Here is a 17716-nt window from a genome sequence, read left to right as displayed (position 1 = left end):
GGACTTCCCGCACCTCCTCCGATGATCAGTCGGAAGACATAACGCCGTAGAGGCCCTATGTCCAGATACAAGGAGCGGCTTCAGCCGCGACAGGATTTATCCGGATAGAGCCTGTCGCGGCTGAAACCGCTCCTAAAGGTTTCGTTTGCGTGCAAACAAGCAAAAAAGATCGCTCGAACTGCATGGGCTCTCTAGGCCTTCCGACTGCCGCGCCACCTGCACCTGCAGGTCGGCTGTCTTGCGGATGCCGGATGCGGGCCGTTGCAGCCCGCGGCGCGTTTGTGGGAGCGACTTCAGTCGCGACGCATTGCCGGTAGAGCCCGTCGCGACTGAAGTCGCTCCCACACCTTGGCATCAGTCGATATGGAAATTTTCTGGCAACTGCTCATTCACGCAGCGCGTTACACTGCATGCGCCGCTGTTGCCTGCGTTCAGTCCAGGCCTTCGGCATGCAGCGCCGCCTGCACTTGCGGATCGGCCATCATGTGTTCGAAGAAGCGTTGCAGGTGCGTGCCGAGCTCGATCTTCAAGGCGCGCGCCCAGCGCAAGGTGACGAACAGATAGGCATCGGCGATGGAGCGTTGCGCGCCGCCGAGCCATGCCTGCGTTGCCAGGTGCGCGTCCACGCGCGCATACAACGTGCGCAGGCGCTCACGCGCATGCTCCTGGGTGCGCGCGATCACCGCCGCGTCTTCCAGGTAGCGCGTGCTGCCGAACATGGGATGGAAGGCTGGATGCAGGTCGGCGTTGAGGAAGGCGAGCCAACGCTGCACTTCGGCGCGGCCGCGCGCGCTGCCGTCGCCGGCAAGCTGCGCGGCCGGCGCCAGGTCGGCGATGTAGTTGAGGATCGCCGAATTCTGGGTCAGCGCCCAGTCGTCCACCTGCAGCGTCGGCACCGCGCCGGCGGGATTGAGGGCGAGATAGGCCGGCGCCTTCATCGACGCGGCATCGAGCAGTTCCAGTTCGAACGGCAGGTCTGCCCAGCGCAGCGCAATGTGGTCGGCCAGCGAGCAGGCGCCGGGCTTGGAATACAGTTTCATTGCGGCACTCCGCACAGACAAAGGGCCGGGAAGCGTACCCGGCCCTGCATGCCGTTGGCGATAGTGCGGCAGTGCGCGATCAGGACGCGTTGCGCGGCCGCAGCTTCTGTACGCGGTAGAACGTGTGGTCGCCGATCGTCGCGACCTGGTAGGCATTGCGCCAGCTGGGGCTGGCGATCGCATGCGCGGCGAAGTGGCTGGCGCCGGGCACGATCTCCTTGCGCTGGCCCTGCGGCAGCGCCCAGTTGCGCTCCGCGGCAAAGGCGACGTCGACCGCATCGGCCCAGGCATCGTCGTTCTTCAGTTCGGTGCCGGGTTTCACCAGCCCCGGCGCGAACTGTTTGCGCGCGGTGACCACCTGGCACATCGAGTTGCCCCACAGGCCGCTGTCCAGGCGCCGCAGCGCCACTTCGGCGACCGCCTGCTGGCCGCGCAGCGTCTGGTCGCGCGCTTCCAGATACACGGTGGTGCTCAAACACAACGAATCGGCGGCGGGTTGCGGCAACAGCTGCGACAGCCAGAGAATCCAGGCCAGTTTCATATGACTCCTTGCTCCGTATGGGCCGTCATCGGGGCTGCACCGGGTGGCGCGGCAAGGCGATGCGGCTTGGCGTCATGGGGAGGCGGCCTGTCACGGGCCGCCCGGGTGCCGGCGCAATCTGGAGGCCGGCGGATCCACCAAGATGGGTGGATCAGAAGTGGCGCGCACAATAGGCGCCGCTTCCCCAATCGCAACTGAACCCCTGACATTGACAGCGCTCACATTGGCTGTGGTGCGCTGCAGCGCGAGTCGACGGTCGCATCGTTGCGCATGCGCGAACCTTGTGCATCACATTTGCATCACGCTGCATGGAGTTGCGCGATTGGTCTCGACGCGTATCGCGCAATGACGATTCCATCGAAGAATCGAACGCGGCAACGATGTGCTGAGCGGCGACAGTGACAACGCTGTGCCTATAGCGTCGTGGCGAACGCCGCATGTGGATGCGCGATTGCGGTTCCGGCTTCGACAATGCGCTAAGTCGGAGAACCGCAACTGCATCGCCAAGCTGCATGACGCGAACATCGCGTTGTATGCGTTGCCGCATAGCGAACCGCGCTGAAGCGTGCGCATGACGTTACGCGTTGGCCATATTCTGTCTGTTGGCGGCGGACGCGGTGCCTTGCCTGTATCGGCCGTGCCTGCGCGCAAGTCGAATGCGTTGTCTATCAATTATCCGGACAGCGCCTGCTGCAACTCCGGAAGGGAGATCCGCAGGCCGTTGCCGGACTGGAGCCGCAGCGCGCCGAACGCCATCGGCAGCAGGCCAGCGACGCGGCGCAGCCCTGCATCGCGCGGGTGTCGCCGATGGTGCGCCGGTACCACGCGCGTGCTGCGCGACGAACTGGCCGAGCGCGTGTACACCGCGCTCGGCGCATTGCCACCTGCGCAGTTGCGACAGCGCCTCGCCCTGGTGATCCAGGTGTTGCGCGCGTCCTTTCCCTGCGTCCGCTAAGCGCATGCCGCTATCGCCGCACGCGCGCCTAGAGCTGCGCCGCCAGGCGGCTGCCTTGGGCGATCGCGCGCTTGGCATCCAGCTCCGCGGCGACGTCGGCACCGCCGATCAGGTGCACCTTGCGGCCGGCAGCCTGCAGTGCATCGTGCAGGTCGCGGCGCGGCTCCTGGCCTGCGCAGACCACCACGGTGCCGACCGGCAACAGCTGTTCTGTACCGTCCACGCGGATGCGCAAGCCGGCGTCGTCCATGCCAAGGTACTCGACCCCGCCGAGCATGCTCACGCCCTTGGCCTTGAGCGCGGCGCGGTGGATCCAGCCGGTGGTCTTGCCCAGGCGCGCGCCGGGTCGGCCGGCACTGCGCTGCAGCAGCCACACCGTGCGCGCTGGCGCTTCCGGCTGCGGCTTGCGCAACGCGCCGCGCGTTTCGAACTGCGGATCCACGCCCCATTCGGCCATCCAGCGCGCCGGATCCAGCGCGGTCGATTCGCCGGCGTGTACCAGGAATTCGCCGACGTCGAACCCGATGCCGCCGGCGCCGATGATCGCGACCTTGTCCGCGGCCTGTACCCGGCCTTGCAGTACGTCGAGATAGCTGACCACATTGGGATGATCCGCGCCCGGGAAATCGACCGCGCGCGGCACGATGCCGGTGGCCAGCACCACCTCGTCGAAGTCGGCCAGCAGCGCCGCATCGGCGGTGGTGCGCAGGCGCACGTCCACGCCGGTGGCGTCGAGCTGGTGGCGGAAATAGCGCAGTGTCTCGTGGAACTCTTCTTTACCGGGAATGCGCTTGGCGACGTTGAACTGGCCGCCGATCTCCGCGGCGCTGTCGAACAAGGTCACGCGATGGCCGCGCTCGGCGGCGACCGTGGCGCAGGCCAGCCCGGCCGGGCCGGCGCCGACCACGGCGATGCGCCGCGGCGTCGCCGTGGGCAGGTAGTTGAGTTCGGTTTCGGCCGCCGCGCGCGGATTGACCAGACAGCTGGCGGTCTTGTTCTCGAACACGTGGTCCAGGCACGCCTGGTTGCAGGCGATGCAGGTGTTGATCGCCTGCGCCTGGCCGCGCCGCGCCTTGTTCGGCCACTCCGGATCGGCCAGCAGCGGCCGCGCCAGCGACACCATGTCGGCGCCGCCGCCGGCGAGGATGCGCTCGGCCACGTCGGGCATGTTGATGCGGTTGGTGGCGATCAGCGGCACCCGCACATGCGGCTTGAGCTTGGCGGTGACGCCGGCGAAGGCGGCGCGCGGCACCGAGGTGGCGATGGTCGGCACGCGCGCCTCGTGCCAGCCGATGCCGGAGTTGATCAGCGTCGCGCCAGCGGTCTCGATCGCCTGCGCCTGCGCCACGATCTCCTGCCAGTCGCTGCCGTCCTCGACCAGGTCCACCAGCGACAGCCGATAGATGATGATGAAGTCCGGCCCGCAGGCCTCGCGGATGCGGCGCACGATCTCCACCGCGAAGCGCATGCGCTTGCTCGCGTCGCCGCCCCAGGCATCGTCGCGGCGGTTGCTGCGCGGGGCCACGAACTCGTTGATCAGATAGCCTTCCGAGCCCATCACTTCGACGCCGTCGTAGCCGGCCTCGCGCGCCAGCCGCGCGGCGCGCGCGTAGGCGCCGATCTGGCGCTCGACGCCGCGTGCGGACAGCGCGCGCGGGGTGAACGGATTGATCGGCGCCTTCAGCTTTGACGGTGCCACCGACAGCGGGTGGTAGGCGTAGCGCCCGGCATGCAGCAGCTGCAGGCAGATCTTGGCGCCGTGCGCATGCACCGCGCGGGTCACCTGCCGGTGCGGGCGCACTTCCCACGGCCACGACAGCTTGCCGCCGAACGGCTTCAGCCAGCCGACCACGTTCGGGGCGAAGCCGCCGGTGACGATCAGCCCGGCGCCGCCGGCGGCGCGTTCGGCGAAATACGCGGCCAGCTTGGGGAAGTCGCGGGCGCGGTCCTCCAGGCCGGTGTGCATCGAGCCCATCAGCACCCGGTTGCGCAGTTGGGTGAAGCCCAGGTCGAGCGGGGCGAACAGGTGCGGATAGGCGGCGGGGGACGGGTCGGGCTGGCCGGAGGCGGGCGACATGGCTTGGATACGCTGGCGTACGGAAGCGCGCAGGGTGACGCGAAACCTGGGCTACGGCAAGAGGGGCGTGCCTTTACCTTTAGTCTTTGCCGTTGTCTTGAGTTCTGGCGCTAGGATTTTGAAGCTTTGAAGCAAGAGCAAAAAGCTTCCGCTGGCGCGGGTTACTTTTCTTTGGCTTGTGCAAAGAAAAGTAACCAAAAGAAAGCACACCCCCGCAGCGCGCCTTCCGCGCTGCGCGCTCCAGGTCCGCAGCCCCGACGGGCATTTTTCGATGGCACATCCATGTGCCAACGAAAAACGTCGCGCATCCTGCGCGCCGCCCTTCGGGTATTCGCCCGCCGGGTCTGCCGCGCTGAGGGGACCCCGGTAGATCAAAAGCATAGCAACAGCAACAGCGAAGGCAGCGGCGACTGGGACGCACGGTCAAGACCGCCGCGCGCGCGAAGCGAAGGCGATCGCCCCCGTGCCCCCGATCGAACTGCGCTGGCCGCTCAGCCCCAGCCGGCCAGCGCCAGCTTGCCGATGGTGCTGCCCGATTCCAGACGCCGGTGCGCTTCGCGCAGGTTGGCCGCGTCGATCGGCGTCAGTGTCTCGGTCAGCGTGGTGCGCAGTTCGCCGGCATCGACCAGGCTGGCGGTGCGTGCCAGGATCCGGTGCTGCTCGATCATGTCGGCGGTCTTGAAGCGCGCCCGCGCGAACATCATTTCCCAGTGGATGCCGATGCACTTGGACTTGTACGGATCGCCGATGCGCAGTGCGCCGGCCGGTTCCACGATCAGGCCGACATGGCCCTGCGGCGCGACCAGTTCGCCGAGCGCGTCCCAGTAGCGGTCGGTGTCGGCCAGGTTCAATGCCGCATCCACCTGTTCGATGCCCAGGGCCTGCAGCTGCGGCGCCAGCGGCTGGCGATGGTCGATCACGTGCTGCGCGCCCAGTTGCAGACACCAGTCGCGGGTCTGCTGGCGCGACGCGGTGGCGATGACCTCGAAGCCGGCGTGCCGCGCCAGTTGGATCGCGATCGAGCCGACGCCGCCGGCGCCGCCGATCACCAGCAGGCGCCGGCCGCGGTTGCGCTCGTCGTCGAAGTCGAACGGCATGCGCTGGAACAGCAGTTCCCACGCGGTCAGCGTGGTCAGCGGCAGCGCCGCGGCCTGCGCGAAATCCAGCGTCGCCGGCTTGCGCGCGACGATGCGCGCATCCACCAGCTGATATTGCGCATTGCTGCCGGCGCGGGTGATGTCGCCGGCGTAATAGACCTCGTCGCCGGGTTCGAAGCCCTCGACATCGGCACCGACCGCCTCGACCACGCCGGCCGCGTCGTAGCCCAGCACCTTGGGCTGCGCCTCCACCTGCGGCTTGGGGGCGCGCACCTTGGTGTCGACCGGGTTGATCGACACCGCCTCCACTCGAATCAGCAGGTCGAAACCGGTGGGCGCGGGCGGCTTGGGCAAGTCCACGTCGAGCAGCGACTGCGGATCGTCGATCGGCAGGTAATGGGTGAGGGCGACGGCTTTCATGATGTCTCCAGGCGTGGGGGAATCGGTGGCGGGAAGGCGGTGGGTGTCCGGCTCATACCGGCCGCGGATTGCGTTCGGCGAAGCCGCGCTGGTGCCAGTACGGGTACGGCGGCACCGCCGCGCTGGCCTCGTCCAGGCGCCGCACCTGCGCGGCGTCGAGGTTCCAGCCGACCGCGCCCAGGTTCTGCCGCAACTGCTCCTCGTTGCGCGCGCCGATGATGACGCTGCTCACCGTGGGCCGCTGCAGCAGCCAGTTCAGTGCGATCTGCGGCACGCTCTTGCCGGTTTCGGCGGCGATCGCATCCAGCGCGTCGACCACCCGGTACAGGCGCTCGTCCTCGACCGGCGGGCCGGCCTCGGTGACCTTGCTGTTGTGCAGGCGGCTGCTTTCCGGCAGCGGCTGGCCGCGGCGGATCTTGCCGGTCAGCCGGCCCCAGCCCAGCGGGCTCCACACCACCGCGCCGACGCCCTGGTCCAGGCCCAGCGGCATCAGTTCTTCCTCGTAGTCGCGGCCGATCAGCGAGTAGTAGGTTTGATTGGCGACGTAGCGCGACCAGCCGTAGCGGTCGGCCACCGCCAGCGACTTCATCAGGTGCCAGCCGGAGAAGTTGGACACGCCCAGGTAGCGGATCTTGCCGGCGCGGACCAGGTCGTCGAGCGTGGACAGGGTTTCCTCCACCGGCGTCTTCGCGTCGAAGCCGTGCAGCTGGAACAGGTCGATGTAGTCGGTGCCCAGGCGCTTGAGCGCCGCCTCGACCGCGCGCACCAGGTGGAAGCGCGAGGAACCGACGCTGTTGGGGTCGTTGGGATCGAAGCGGAACGTGGCCTTGGTCGAGATCAGCACCTGGTCGCGGCGGCCCTTGATCGCCGCGCCCAGCACCGATTCGGCGGCGCCGCCGGAATAGATGTCGGCGCTGTCGAACAGGTTGACCCCGGCCTCCAGGCAGATGTCGATCAGGCGCCGCGCCTGGTCCACGTCCGAATTGCCCCAGGCGGCGAAGAACTCGTTCGAGCCGGCGAAGGTGCCGGTGCCGAAGCTGAGCACGGGGACCTTGAAGCCGGAGGCGCCGAGATGACGGTATTCCATGGTGAGACTCCTTGATGCAGGGGGAAATGGCGGGATGCGGAAATCAGCGTGGCGAAGCGGAGACGGCGTGCGTGTCGGTCTCGCTGCCGAGCACGCGCGCGGCGGCCTCGGCCATGGCGGCGTAGCCGGCGTCGCCGGGGTGAAGGTGATCGCCGGAATCGAACGCGGGCAGCATGCGGGTGGGGTGCGCGGGGTCGCGGAGCAGGGCGTCGAAATCGATGATCGCATCGAAACCGTTGCCGTTTCGTATCCATGCGTTGACCTGCTGGCGCACGCGCTCCTTGTCTGCGCTGTAGTAGCCGTGGATCGGCGTGCCCGGCAATGCGCCCTCGAACGGGGTCAGCGTGGCGCCGATCACCCGCAGGCCGCGCGCCTGCGCGCGCTGCAGCAACTGGCGGTAGCCGGCGATCAGCTCCTGCGCGGACACCGGCGTGTCGTCCGGCGCGAACGGCGTGGCATACCAGCTGATGTCGTTGATGCCGATCAGCAGCACCAGCGTATGCACGCCCGGTTGCGCCAGCGCGTCGCGGTCCAGCCGCGCCAGCGCGTTGCGGCCCATGCGGTCGCGCAGCACGCGGCCGCCGGAGATGCCGGCGTTGAGCACCGCCACGCGCTGCGGGGCCAGCCGCGTGGCGAGCTGGTCCGGCCAGCGCCGGTCGTGGCCCGGGGTGGACGCGGCGCCATCGGTGATCGAATCGCCCAGCGCCACCACCGCGCCGGCGGCATCGGCGCGACGCACTTGGATGCCGCTGACGAACAGGCGCACCGGCAGCGCGGTGGCGTCGGCCAGCGTCGCGTCCGCGGTGCGCTCGCCCGCGGCCAGCCAGGCGCTTTGCAGGCCTTCCCAATGGAAGGTGGACGGCGCGGTCGGCTGCGGCAGGTACAGGCTGACGCTGAGCCGCGCCAGGTCCGGCACGCGCAGCGCGACCGGATCGCTGAGCACCGGCGCGCCAGGCGGGATGGTCACCGCGCGCTGCCCGCCGAAACGCAGTTCGCGGTCCGAGCCGGGCACGGTCGCCGCGCCGTCTCCGGCCAGGGCCAGGTGCGCGGCGCCGATGTGCAGCGGTTCGCGGCCGTAGGCGTTGGACAGCTCCACGCGCACCGTATCGCCGCCCAGGCTGATCCGCGCCACCTGGCGCACCGTCTGCTGCCACAGGTTGAACGGGGTCTGGGTCGGGAACGGGAAGTCGGCGGCCCACAGCGGCTGCGGGCTGGCCTGCCAGGTGGCGATCCAGTCGCGCTCGGCGGCGCCGGCCGGCACTGCGAGCGCGCCCAGCAAGGTGGTGGCCAGCGCGGCCTGGCGCAGCTGCCGGCTCATGCCGCACCGCCCGCGGCGCAGGCGTGCGCCGGCGCATGGGCGACGGCGGGCGACAGGCGCAGCGCCAGCAGCGCCACCGCCAGGCCGGTCGCGGTGACCAGCGCCGCCGCCCACGGCAGCTGCGTCAGGCTGCCGCCGTGGCCGATCACCAGCCCGCCGAGCCCGGCGCCCAGCGCATTGCCCAGGTTGAACGCGCCGATGTTCAGGCTCGAGGCCAGATGTCGGCCGGCATCGCCGGCCTTGCCCAGCACCCACAGCTGCAGCGGCGCCACCGTGGCGAACGCGGCCACCCCGAGCAGGCCGACCAACAGCACCATCGCCGGCACCGAGCGCAGCGCGAAGGCCAGTGCCGCCAGCACCAGCGCCAGCAGCCCGAGGGTCAGCGGCAGCGCCTGCCGCGGATGGCGGTCGGCCAGGCGCCCGCCGAGCAGGTTGCCGACGATCATGCCGACCCCGAACACCAGCAACAGCGGCGACACCGCGCCGTCGCCCAGGCCGGTGACCCGGGTCAGGATCGGCTGGATATAGGTGTAGACGGTGAACACGCCGGCATAGCCGAGCACCGTCGTCGCCAGCCCGAGCAGCACCGGCGCGCGGCCGACCGCGCGCAGTTCCTCGCGCAGCGGCAGGGTCGGCGTGGCGTCGTCGCCGGCCGGCACCAGCGCGGCGATCACCACGGTGGCCAGCAGGCCGATCGCGGCCACCGCCCAGAACGTCGCGCGCCAGCCGAACTGCAGGCCCAGCCAGGCGCCGGCCGGCACCCCGAGCAGGGTGGCGACGGTGAGCCCGGTGAACATGGTCGCGATCGCCGAGGCCTTGCGTTGCGGCGCCACCAGGCCGGTGGCGACCACCGCGCCGACGCCGAAGAAGGTGCCGTGCGCCAGCGAGGTGACCACCCGCGCCGCCATCAGCGTGGCGTAGTCCGGCGCCAGCGCGCAGGCCAGGTTGCCGGCGGTGAACACCAGCATCAGCGCCACCAGCACCCGCTTGCGCGGCCAGCGCCGGCTGGCCACGGTCAGCAGCGGCGCGCCGACGAACACGCCCAGCGCGTAGCCGGAAATCAGCAGCCCGGCAGCCGGCACGCTGACCTGCAGGTCGGCCGCGACCTGCAGCAGCAGGCCCATGATCACGAACTCGGTGGTGCCGATGCCGAAGGCGCCGGCGGTCAGCGCGAACAGGGCCAGCGGCAGCCGCGGCGGTGGCGCAGCGGCCGGCCGTAGCGTGAGGGAGGGAGACATGGCGGTTCCGGAGAAGGCGGGAGAAGCACAGCCTAGGTCCGCGCTTTATCAGCAGAAACTGGCAATATGTTGAGTGACTTTCAATGAAATCGATAAAGTGGACCGGATCGGCGACATCGCCCTGTTCCTGCGCGTGCTCGACCTGGGGTCGATCAGCGCCGCGGCGCGCAGCTTGGACCTGTCGGTGGCGGTCGCCAGCCAGCGGCTGAAGCGGCTCGAGCGCGACCTCGGCGTGCGCCTGCTGCACCGGACCACGCGGCGCCTGCATCCCACGCCCGAAGGCCTGCAGCTGGCCGAGCAGGGGCGCGTCCTGGTCGAGGACCTGGAGTCGCTGGCCGGCGGCCTGCGCGCCGCCGGCAACGCCGCCGCCGGCACCTTGCGGGTGACGATGTCGGCCTCGTTCGGGCGCCAGTACGTGTCGCCGCTGCTGCCGCAGTTCATGGCCCTATATCCGCAGATGCGGCTGAGCGTGCACCTGAGCGACAACGTGGTGGATCTGATCAGCGAGGGCTTCGACCTGGCGATCCGGATCGGCGCGCTGCGCGATTCCAGCCTGGTCGCGCGGCGCCTGGCCGGCAACCGCCGCGTGCTGTGCGCGTCTGACGACTACCTGCGCCGTCACGGCGAACCGGCGACCGCGGCGGACCTGGCCGCGCACGCCTGCCTGCTGCTGACCGGCGCCGAGGGCCGCCAGGACACCTGGCGCCTGCACGGCGCCGAGGGCGAGGTCGCGGTCAGGGTGCGCGGTCCGCTGGAATCCAACTTCGGCGAGGTGCTGCGCGATGCGGCGCTGAACGGCCAGGGCATTTCCCTGCATTCGGTATGGCATGTGGCCGAGGACCTGCGCCGCGGGCGCCTGCGCCAGGTGCTGCCGCAATACGCGATCGCCGAGACCGGCATCTATGCGGTGATGCCGCAGCGCCGGCTGATGCCGCCACGGGTGCGCGCCTTCGTCGAGTTCATGCAGGTGCAGCTGGCCGACCCGCCGCCCTGGGAGCGCCTGGCCTGAGTCGCAAAAACAACACGCAGGCGTACTGTCTACGGACGCAGACGGCCGTCCAGGCGCCGCATTGCATCATTTCATGAAGCTGTATACGGTGTATCCACGACCGTTGAGGGTCTGGCCATGGGTTTCACATGTTACGCGCCCGTTAACGCCGTCTTCACCATGCCGAGCATAATGTGCGCGGCGATGGCGTGCGGAAACGGCCGTCTGGATGTGACGAGACATCTGTACTGAACCATGCCCTATCGGTTTCTATATCCCCGAAACAAGGAGCTGTATTAATGAACAAGAAAATTCTCACCGCCGCGTTGCTGGGCGGTCTGGCCGTCGCCCAGGCAGCGTCCGCACAGGAATTCGACGACCGCTGGTACCTGACCGGTTCGGCCGGCTTCAACTTCCAGGACAACGACCGTCTGACCAACGACGCCCCGTTCGTCACCCTGGGCCTGGGCAAGTTCGTCAGCCCGAACTGGTCGATCGACGGTGAACTGAACTATCAGAACCCGAACTTCGACGCCAACCAGGACCTGAACTGGAGCCAGTACGGCGTCTCGTTCGACCTGCGTCGCCACTTCATCCAGGAAGGCCGCGGCTGGAACCCGTACCTGCTGTTCGGCCTGGGCTACCAGCGCTCGGAAGAAGAGTTCGACACCGGCGCCGCCGTGTCCCCGGGTCAGCGCAAGGACGGCAACTTTGCCGCCAAGGCCGGCGTCGGCCTGCAGACCACCTTCGACAAGCGCGTTGCCGTGCGTGCCGAAGTGGCCTACCGCGCTGACTTCGACGACCAGAGCGTTTCCGCTCCGTCGGAGAACTGGTTCGGCGACGTGCTGGCCTCGGTCGGCGTCGTGATCCCGCTCGGCCCGCCGCCGTCGGCTCCGGTTGCCGCTCCTGCTCCGACCGCTGCCCCGAGCTGCGCGGACATGGACGACGACGGTGACGGCGTCAACAACTGCGACGACAAGTGCCCGGCTTCGCAGCCTGGTCAGACCATCGGTCCGGACGGTTGCCCGGTGCCTGTGTCGATCGACCTGAAGGGCGTCAACTTCGACTTCAACAAGTCGACCCTGCGTCCGGACGCGATCGCGATCCTGAGCGAGGCCACCGAGATCCTGAAGCGTTACCCCGACCTGAAGGTCGAGGTCGCCGGTCACACCGACTCGAAGGGTACCGACGCCTACAACCAGAAGCTGTCCGAGCGTCGTGCGACCACCGTGTATGACTACCTGACCAAGAACGGCGTGGACGCTTCGCGTCTGGTCGGTCCGATCGGTTACGGCGAGAGCCGCCCGATTGCGCCGAACACCAACCCGGATGGTTCGGACAACCCGGAAGGCCGTGCGAAGAACCGTCGTACCGAGCTGAACGTCCAGAACTAATCGGACGCTTCATGCTTCAAGCAAAGCCCGGCCTCGCGCCGGGCTTTGTTTTTGTGCGTCCGGAAAACGTCGCGCTGCATCTGTAGGAGCGGCTTCAGCCGCGACCGGGCTTTCCCGTGCAAGCTCCGGTCGCGGCTGAAGCCGCTCCTACAGGGATGGCCGGTGAAGCACCGAATAGTGCCCATCAAGCTGAACTTTTTCAGCCTTCCCAATTATTTAGCGCATGCAGTGCCGGTATCGGTTGAAACTGCGCCTGGCCCTGCCTACACTCGCGGCGTCGTCTCGCCTGAATGGAAAACCCGATGCTGCGTATCGTTACGGCTGGCCTGCTTGGTCTGGCCCTGATTCCTGCCGCCCATGCCGCACCGGATTGCTCCGGCGACGTTCTGCCCAAGCCGCTGCCGTTGCCGGCCACGGTTGGTGCGCCGGTCGCTTCCGAGCTGTCCACGCGCAACCTGCAGCTGGGCATGCCCAGCGGCGTGCTGGCCCAGGCCTACAGCGGCGACCAGTCGCTGGACCGTGTGCTGCTGCGGCTGCGCGCCGAAGGCTGCCAGAGCCTGGCCAACGTCGCGCCCGCCGGCGGCGCGGTGAAGCCGAACGATCCGGCCGCGTACAAGCCGACCACCGCGTTCGACAACACGCCCTGGCGTTTCGACATGAGCCAGAACGGCAAGCGCATGACCGCCGAGGAATTCGACGCCTGGATGAAGGCGCGCGGCGTGCGCGTGGTCAAGGCGCGTCCGGCCGCGGCGGTAGTGCCGGCCGCGGCAGCGCCCGACGCGGCCAAGCCGGCCGACAAGCAGTAAGCGCGGCGCGCGGTCGCCGACCGCGCCTGCGTACGAAGCGCGAGCGGTGAAGCCTCCTTCGCGTTCCCGCCGTCCCGCATCGCGCGCGTCGGCGTCAGCGGCCGGCGCCAAGCGGCCGCCTGCTGCCGCTGCGGCCGGCGAGGCCCGCCACGGCCTGGCGCGGACGCTGTCCAAGCTCGGCCTGTGCTCGCGCACCGAGGCCGCGCGCTGGATCGCCGCCGGCCGCATCGCGGTCGACGGGCGCATCGTCACCGATCCCGAATTCCCGATCCTGCGCGGCCGGCATCGCCTCGCGCTCGACGGCGCGCCGCTGGCCGCGACCCAGCGCGTCTATCTGATGCTCAACAAGCCGCGCGGCCTGGTTACCACCGCGCAGGACGAACGCGGCCGCGACACCGTCTACCGTTGTTTCGACGGCGCCGGTCTGCCCTGGCTGGCGCCGGTCGGGCGCCTGGACAAGGCCAGCGAGGGTCTGCTGCTGTTCTGCAACGACCCGCAGTGGGCGGCGCGGGTCACCGACCCGGCCAGCGGCCCGGACAAGACCTATCACGTGCAGGTCGATGCGCTGCCGGATGCGGACCTGCTGGCGCGGATGTGCGCCGGCGTGGTCGCCGAGGGCGAAGCGCTGCGCGCCAAGCAGGTGCGGCTGCTGCGCCAGGGCGACAAGCACGCCTGGCTGGAAGTGGTGCTGGACGAGGGTCGCAACCGGCAGATCCGGCGCCTGCTCGCCGAGCTCGACCTGGGCGTGCTGCGCCTGGTGCGCGTGGCGATTGGCGGGCTGGCGCTGGGCGAACTGGGCAAGGGCGCTTGGCGTGAGCTCAGTGCGACGGAAGTCGCTGCACTGGTGTCGGCGGCGGACGCCAGCGCGCCAGTCGCGCGCTGAGCAGGGCGGCGACAACGTCGTAGGCGCGCGCATCCTGCGGACCGCGCGCGTCGTGGTGGCGACCCTTGGTGTGGTTGCAGCCGGCACAGGCCAGCGCGAGATTGCGTGCGTCGTTGGGGTCGTCGCCGACGAGTCCGCACAACGCGATGGCCGCACGGCGGCCGAACCAAGCCTGCGGTACCACGTGTTCCAGCGTGCTGTGGCCGAGCGGTTCCCCGTCATCGCGCACGCGCAGGCGGCGCCGGCAGTGCAGGCACCGTGTCTCCCAACCGCCGTCCACCGGCTGCGCCTGCGCGTCGGTCTGCGCCGCCAGCAACAGCCGTTGGCGCAGGACCGTACGCACCTCAGGCGGGGATCACGTTCAACTCGCGCCCGATCCGCACGAACGCATCGATCGCGCGGTCCAACTGCTCGCGGGTGTGCGCGGCGCTGATCTGGGTGCGGATCCGCGCCTGGCCCTTGGGCACCACCGGGAAGAAGAAGCCGATCGCGTAGATGCCTTCCTCCAGCAGCCGCTCGGCGAAGCGCTGCGCCAGCGGCGCGTCGTACAGCATCACCGGGCAGATCGGGTGGGTGCCGGGCTTGATGTCGAAGCCGGCCGCGGCCATGCGTTCGCGGAAGTGGCGGGTGTTCTCGACCAGTTGCGCGCGCAGGGCGTCGGCCGCATCCAGCATCGCGAACGCCTTGATCCCGGCGGCGACCACGTGCGGCGGCAGCGAGTTGGAGAACAGGTAGGGGCGCGAGCGCTGGCGCAGCAGTTCGATCACCTCGCGCCGGCCGGTGGTGAAGCCGCCCAGTGCGCCGCCCATCGCCTTGCCCAGGGTGCCGGTGAAGATGTCGATCTTGTCCATCACCCCCTTGACCTCGGCCGAGCCGCGGCCGGTCGCGCCGAGGAAGCCGGTGGCATGGCATTCGTCGATGTGCACCAGCGCGCCGTACTTGCGCGCCAGCGCGGTGATCTCGTCCAGCGGGGCGATGAAGCCGTCCATCGAGAACACGCCGTCGCTGGTGATCAGCTTGGTCTTGCAGCCGGCCGCGTTGGCGGCCTGCAGCTGCGCTTCCAGGTCGGCCATGTCGCAATTGGCGTAACGGAAGCGCTTGGCCTTGCACAGGCGCACGCCGTCGATGATCGAGGCGTGGTTGAGCGCGTCGGAGATGATCGCATCGGCTTCGCCGAGCAGCGGCTCGAACAGGCCGCCGTTGGCGTCGAAGCAGGCCGCGTAGAGGATGGTGTCCTCGGTGCCGAAGAACGCGGCGATCTGCGCTTCCAGTTGCTTGTGCAGGTCCTGGGTGCCGCAGATGAAGCGCACCGAGGCCATGCCGAAGCCATGGCTGTCGAGCGCGTCCTTGGCGGCCTGGATCAGGTCCGGGTGGTCGGCCAGGCCGAGATAGTTGTTGGCGCAGAAGTTCAGCACCGTGCGGCCGTCGGCCAGGGTGATCTCGGCCGACTGCGGACCGACGATGATGCGCTCGGACTTGAACAGGCCCTGCGCGCGGATCGTGTCCAGTTCGTCGGCGTAGTGCTGGGTAAGGCGGGAATCGGTCATGACGGGCACGCGCAGGGAAAGAAGCGAAGATTTTAACGCGGCGTATGCGAAGGTCGGCGGGCGTCATGCACAAATGGCATAAGCATCGGCGGCGAAGTCATTTCACCGCACGAATGCGGCTGCGCAGCATGGCGCACTGGCCGTGGCTCGCATGGCCGACCACCGTGCCGCCACACCTCACCCCGGAGATCCGCCCATGCCCAGCCTTCTGCCGCGCCGATTCAGCCCGCTGCTCGCGCTCGCGCTGTGCGCGTTCGTCGGCACCGCGGCCGCGCGCGACGTGCAACTGCTCAACGTGTCCTACGATCCCACGCGCGAGCTGTACCGCGACTACAACACGGCCTTCGCCAAGCACTGGGAACAGACCCACAGCGGCGACAAGGTGACGGTGGAAACCTCGCACGGCGGTTCCGGCAAGCAGGCGCGCTCGGTCATCGACGGGGTCGAGGCCGACGTGGTGACGCTGGCGCTGGCCTACGACGTGGACGCGATCGCCGAGAAGGGCAAGCTGATCGACCCGGGCTGGGCCAAGCGCCTGCCCGACAACAGCGCGCCGTACACCTCCACCATCGTGTTCCTGGTGCGCAAGGGCAATCCGAAGAAGATCAAGGACTGGCCGGACCTGCTGCGCACCGGCGTGTCGGTGATCACCCCGAACCCGAAGACCTCCGGCGGCGCGCGCTGGAATTACCTGGCCGCCTGGGCCTACGCCGACCACATCTTCAAGGGCGACCGCGAGCGCATCCTCGGCTACATGCGCGCGCTGTTCCGCAACGTGCCGGTGCTGGACACCGGCGCGCGTGGCGCCACCACCACCTTCGTCCAGCGTGGCATCGGCGACGTGCTGCTGGCCTGGGAGAACGAGGCGTTCCTGGCCCAGGAGGAACTGGGCAAGGACAAGTTCGAGATCGTGGTGCCGAAGCTGTCGATCCTGGCCGAGCCGTCGGTGGCGGTGGTCGACAAGAACGTAGACAAGCACGGCACCCGCGCCGCCGCCGAGGAGTACCTGAAATACCTGTATTCGCCGGAAGGGCAGAAGATTGCGGCCAGGCACTACTACCGTCCGCGCCATCCCGAGTACGCCGACCGCGCCGACATCGCGCGCCTGCCGAAGGTGCAACTGGTGACCATCGACCAGCAGTTCGGCTCCTGGGCCAAGGCCCAGGCCGAACACTTCAACGACGGCGGCCTGTTCGACCAGATCCAGGCGAGCAAGTGACGCGATGGGCGTGAATACCGTGGCAGGCACGCGGCCGCGGTCGCGGCGCAGGGTGATCCCCGGGCTCGGCCTGAGCCTGGGGATCACGCTTGCCTGGCTTGGCCTGGTGGTGCTGATCCCGTTGCTGGGCGTGGTGCTCAAGACCAGCGGCCTGGGCTGGCATGGCGTGTGGCAGGTGTGGAGCGAACCGCGGGTGCTGTCGGCGCTGCGGGTCAGCTTCGGCACCGCCTTCGTCGCTGCCGCATTCAATGCGGTGATGGGCACCTGGGTGGCCTGGGTGTTCGTGCGCTATCGCTTCCCCGGCAAGCGCCTGTTCGACGCGATGATCGACCTGCCGTTCGCCCTGCCGACCGCGGTGGCCGGCATCGCGCTGACCGCGCTGTACGGCGGCAACGGCTGGGTCGGGCAGTGGCTGGAGCAGCCGGCGCAGGCGTTGGCGGCCAACTTGCCGACCCTGGCCTGGTTGTGGCCGCGGCTGGCGCTGCTGCTGGCTCTGTCCGCCGGCGGCTATGCGCTGTTGCGCCGCGGCCATGTCGCGCTGCCGGCACCGCTGTTGGCGCTGCGCCGCCTGTTCGGTGCCGTGGCCGCGGCGAGTCTGGCCGCAGTGTGCATCGGCGTCATCGTGATCGGTTATGCCGGGCTGATGCAGGCGAGCGGAGCCGACGGGATCAAGGTCGCGTACACGCCGCTCGGCATCGTGGTGGCGCTGGTGTTCGTGGGCCTGCCGTTCGTGGTGCGGATCGTGCAGCCGGTGCTGGCCGAGGCCGAGCGCGAACTGGAGGAGGCCGCGGCCACGCTCGGCGCCGGCCGTTGGCAGACCATCCGCCGCGTGGTGCTGCCCGGACTGTGGCCGGCGGTGCTGACCGGCTTCGCGCTGGCCTTCGCGCGCGGCGTGGGCGAATACGGTTCGGTGATCTTCATTGCCGGCAACCTGCCCAACGCGACCGAGATCGCGCCGCTGCTGATCACCATCCGCCTGGAGGAATTCGACTACGCCGGCGCCACCGCCATCGCCGCGGCGATGCTGCTGCTGTCGCTGGTGATGCTGCTGCTGGTCAACGGCTTGCAGGCGCGGTTCGCGCGGCGCGGCCTGGCGGCGCAGTGAG

At 69.2% G+C, this 17716-nt stretch carries 16 protein-coding genes; 7 read left to right on the top strand and 9 right to left on the bottom strand.

Features of this window, described 5'->3' with window-relative positions:
* Positions 1–431 precede the first annotated feature (431 nt).
* Positions 432–1040, bottom strand: a complete 609-nt coding sequence (locus VDQ83_RS16265; RefSeq protein ID WP_455435717.1) for a glutathione binding-like protein — start codon at positions 1038–1040, stop codon at positions 432–434.
* A gap of 79 nt (positions 1041–1119) precedes the next feature.
* The gene (locus VDQ83_RS16260) at positions 1120–1581 is read right to left on the bottom strand and encodes a cell wall hydrolase (protein WP_228320640.1); all 462 of its coding nucleotides are present in this window, start codon (positions 1579–1581) and stop codon (positions 1120–1122) included.
* A gap of 571 nt (positions 1582–2152) precedes the next feature.
* Between VDQ83_RS16260 and VDQ83_RS16255 the strand changes: the two genes are divergently transcribed.
* Positions 2153–2536 (top strand): Rap1a/Tai family immunity protein, encoded by a 384-nt coding sequence (locus tag VDQ83_RS16255; RefSeq protein ID WP_455435716.1) that lies wholly within the window; start codon positions 2153–2155, stop codon positions 2534–2536.
* A 28-nt stretch (positions 2537–2564) separates the two neighbouring features.
* On the opposite strand, the gene VDQ83_RS16250 is transcribed toward VDQ83_RS16255, so the two are convergent.
* The 5 genes from VDQ83_RS16250 to VDQ83_RS16230 form a co-directional block, all read right to left on the bottom strand.
* On the bottom strand, positions 2565–4613 hold the full coding sequence (locus VDQ83_RS16250; RefSeq protein ID WP_455435715.1) for an oxidoreductase: 2049 nt from the start codon (positions 4611–4613) through the stop codon (positions 2565–2567).
* 491 nt (positions 4614–5104) lie between these two features.
* The gene (locus tag VDQ83_RS16245; protein WP_455435714.1) at positions 5105–6130 is read right to left on the bottom strand and encodes a zinc-binding alcohol dehydrogenase family protein; all 1026 of its coding nucleotides are present in this window, start codon (positions 6128–6130) and stop codon (positions 5105–5107) included.
* A 52-nt stretch (positions 6131–6182) separates the two neighbouring features.
* Positions 6183–7217, bottom strand: coding sequence for an aldo/keto reductase (locus VDQ83_RS16240; RefSeq protein ID WP_263397428.1), 1035 nt, complete (start codon positions 7215–7217; stop codon positions 6183–6185).
* Positions 7218–7260: 43 nt separating this feature from the next.
* A complete protein-coding gene (locus tag VDQ83_RS16235) occupies positions 7261–8535 on the bottom strand; it encodes an SGNH/GDSL hydrolase family protein (RefSeq protein WP_455435713.1) in 1275 nt (424 codons plus the stop codon).
* Entirely contained in the window at positions 8532–9773 is a 1242-nt protein-coding gene (locus tag VDQ83_RS16230; protein WP_455435712.1) for an MFS transporter, read from the bottom strand. Before VDQ83_RS16230 ends, VDQ83_RS16235 begins: the two co-directional genes overlap by 4 nt.
* Before the next feature lie 97 nt (positions 9774–9870).
* Here VDQ83_RS16230 and VDQ83_RS16225 point away from each other — a divergent pair, with 97 nt between their 5' ends.
* The 4 genes from VDQ83_RS16225 (at position 9871) to VDQ83_RS16210 (ending at position 13844) form a co-directional block, all read left to right on the top strand.
* Positions 9871–10782: a LysR family transcriptional regulator gene (locus VDQ83_RS16225; RefSeq protein WP_309912163.1), complete on the top strand. Its 912-nt coding sequence runs from the start codon at positions 9871–9873 to the stop codon at positions 10780–10782.
* Between the two features lie 278 nt (positions 10783–11060).
* Positions 11061–12155, top strand: a complete 1095-nt coding sequence (locus VDQ83_RS16220; RefSeq protein ID WP_263397432.1) for an OmpA family protein — start codon at positions 11061–11063, stop codon at positions 12153–12155.
* A gap of 302 nt (positions 12156–12457) precedes the next feature.
* Positions 12458–12961, top strand: a complete 504-nt coding sequence (locus tag VDQ83_RS16215) for a hypothetical protein (RefSeq protein ID WP_455435711.1) — start codon at positions 12458–12460, stop codon at positions 12959–12961.
* A gap of 46 nt (positions 12962–13007) precedes the next feature.
* Entirely contained in the window at positions 13008–13844 is an 837-nt protein-coding gene (locus tag VDQ83_RS16210) for a pseudouridine synthase (protein ID WP_455435710.1), read from the top strand.
* On the opposite strand, the gene VDQ83_RS16205 is transcribed toward VDQ83_RS16210, so the two are convergent.
* On the bottom strand, positions 13780–14187 hold the full coding sequence (locus tag VDQ83_RS16205; RefSeq protein ID WP_455435709.1) for an HNH endonuclease: 408 nt from the start codon (positions 14185–14187) through the stop codon (positions 13780–13782). The two genes, VDQ83_RS16210 and VDQ83_RS16205, sit on opposite strands and share 65 nt — an antisense overlap.
* 1 nt (position 14188) lies before the next feature.
* Positions 14189–15391: a glycine C-acetyltransferase gene (gene kbl, locus VDQ83_RS16200; RefSeq protein WP_455435708.1), complete on the bottom strand. Its 1203-nt coding sequence runs from the start codon at positions 15389–15391 to the stop codon at positions 14189–14191.
* A 196-nt stretch (positions 15392–15587) separates the two neighbouring features.
* On the opposite strand from kbl, the gene VDQ83_RS16195 reads away from it, so the two are divergent.
* Together VDQ83_RS16195 and VDQ83_RS16190 are read left to right on the top strand one after the other, a co-directional pair.
* Positions 15588–16610, top strand: a complete 1023-nt coding sequence (locus VDQ83_RS16195; protein ID WP_309912171.1) for a sulfate ABC transporter substrate-binding protein — start codon at positions 15588–15590, stop codon at positions 16608–16610.
* Positions 16611–16620: 10 nt separating this feature from the next.
* The gene (locus VDQ83_RS16190; RefSeq protein ID WP_455435707.1) at positions 16621–17715 is read left to right on the top strand and encodes an ABC transporter permease subunit; all 1095 of its coding nucleotides are present in this window, start codon (positions 16621–16623) and stop codon (positions 17713–17715) included.
* The last annotated feature ends 1 nt before the right edge of the window (position 17716 follow it).

It is taken from the genome of Xanthomonas sp. WHRI 7945 (assembly GCF_035026585.1).
Note: the sequence above shows the minus strand (reverse complement) of the source record. Positions and strands in the feature narration are given on the sequence as shown.

What these genes read in the sequence shown, in the direction of transcription:
- VDQ83_RS16220 (WP_263397432.1), top strand. Translation starts at nt 11,061, where the DNA reads ATGAACAAGAAAATTCTCACCGCCGCGTTGCTGGGCGGTCTGGCCGTC.
- kbl (WP_455435708.1), bottom strand. Translation starts at nt 15,391, where the DNA reads ATGACCGATTCCCGCCTTACCCAGCACTACGCCGACGAACTGGACACG.
- VDQ83_RS16255 (WP_455435716.1), top strand. Translation starts at nt 2,153, where the DNA reads ATGACGTTACGCGTTGGCCATATTCTGTCTGTTGGCGGCGGACGCGGT.
- VDQ83_RS16260 (WP_228320640.1), bottom strand. Translation starts at nt 1,581, where the DNA reads ATGAAACTGGCCTGGATTCTCTGGCTGTCGCAGCTGTTGCCGCAACCC.
- VDQ83_RS16240 (WP_263397428.1), bottom strand. Translation starts at nt 7,217, where the DNA reads ATGGAATACCGTCATCTCGGCGCCTCCGGCTTCAAGGTCCCCGTGCTC.
- VDQ83_RS16245 (WP_455435714.1), bottom strand. Translation starts at nt 6,130, where the DNA reads ATGAAAGCCGTCGCCCTCACCCATTACCTGCCGATCGACGATCCGCAG.
- VDQ83_RS16195 (WP_309912171.1), top strand. Translation starts at nt 15,588, where the DNA reads ATGCCCAGCCTTCTGCCGCGCCGATTCAGCCCGCTGCTCGCGCTCGCG.
- VDQ83_RS16235 (WP_455435713.1), bottom strand. Translation starts at nt 8,535, where the DNA reads ATGAGCCGGCAGCTGCGCCAGGCCGCGCTGGCCACCACCTTGCTGGGC.
- VDQ83_RS16265 (WP_455435717.1), bottom strand. Translation starts at nt 1,040, where the DNA reads ATGAAACTGTATTCCAAGCCCGGCGCCTGCTCGCTGGCCGACCACATT.
- VDQ83_RS16250 (WP_455435715.1), bottom strand. Translation starts at nt 4,613, where the DNA reads ATGTCGCCCGCCTCCGGCCAGCCCGACCCGTCCCCCGCCGCCTATCCG.
- VDQ83_RS16230 (WP_455435712.1), bottom strand. Translation starts at nt 9,773, where the DNA reads ATGTCTCCCTCCCTCACGCTACGGCCGGCCGCTGCGCCACCGCCGCGG.
- VDQ83_RS16215 (WP_455435711.1), top strand. Translation starts at nt 12,458, where the DNA reads ATGCTGCGTATCGTTACGGCTGGCCTGCTTGGTCTGGCCCTGATTCCT.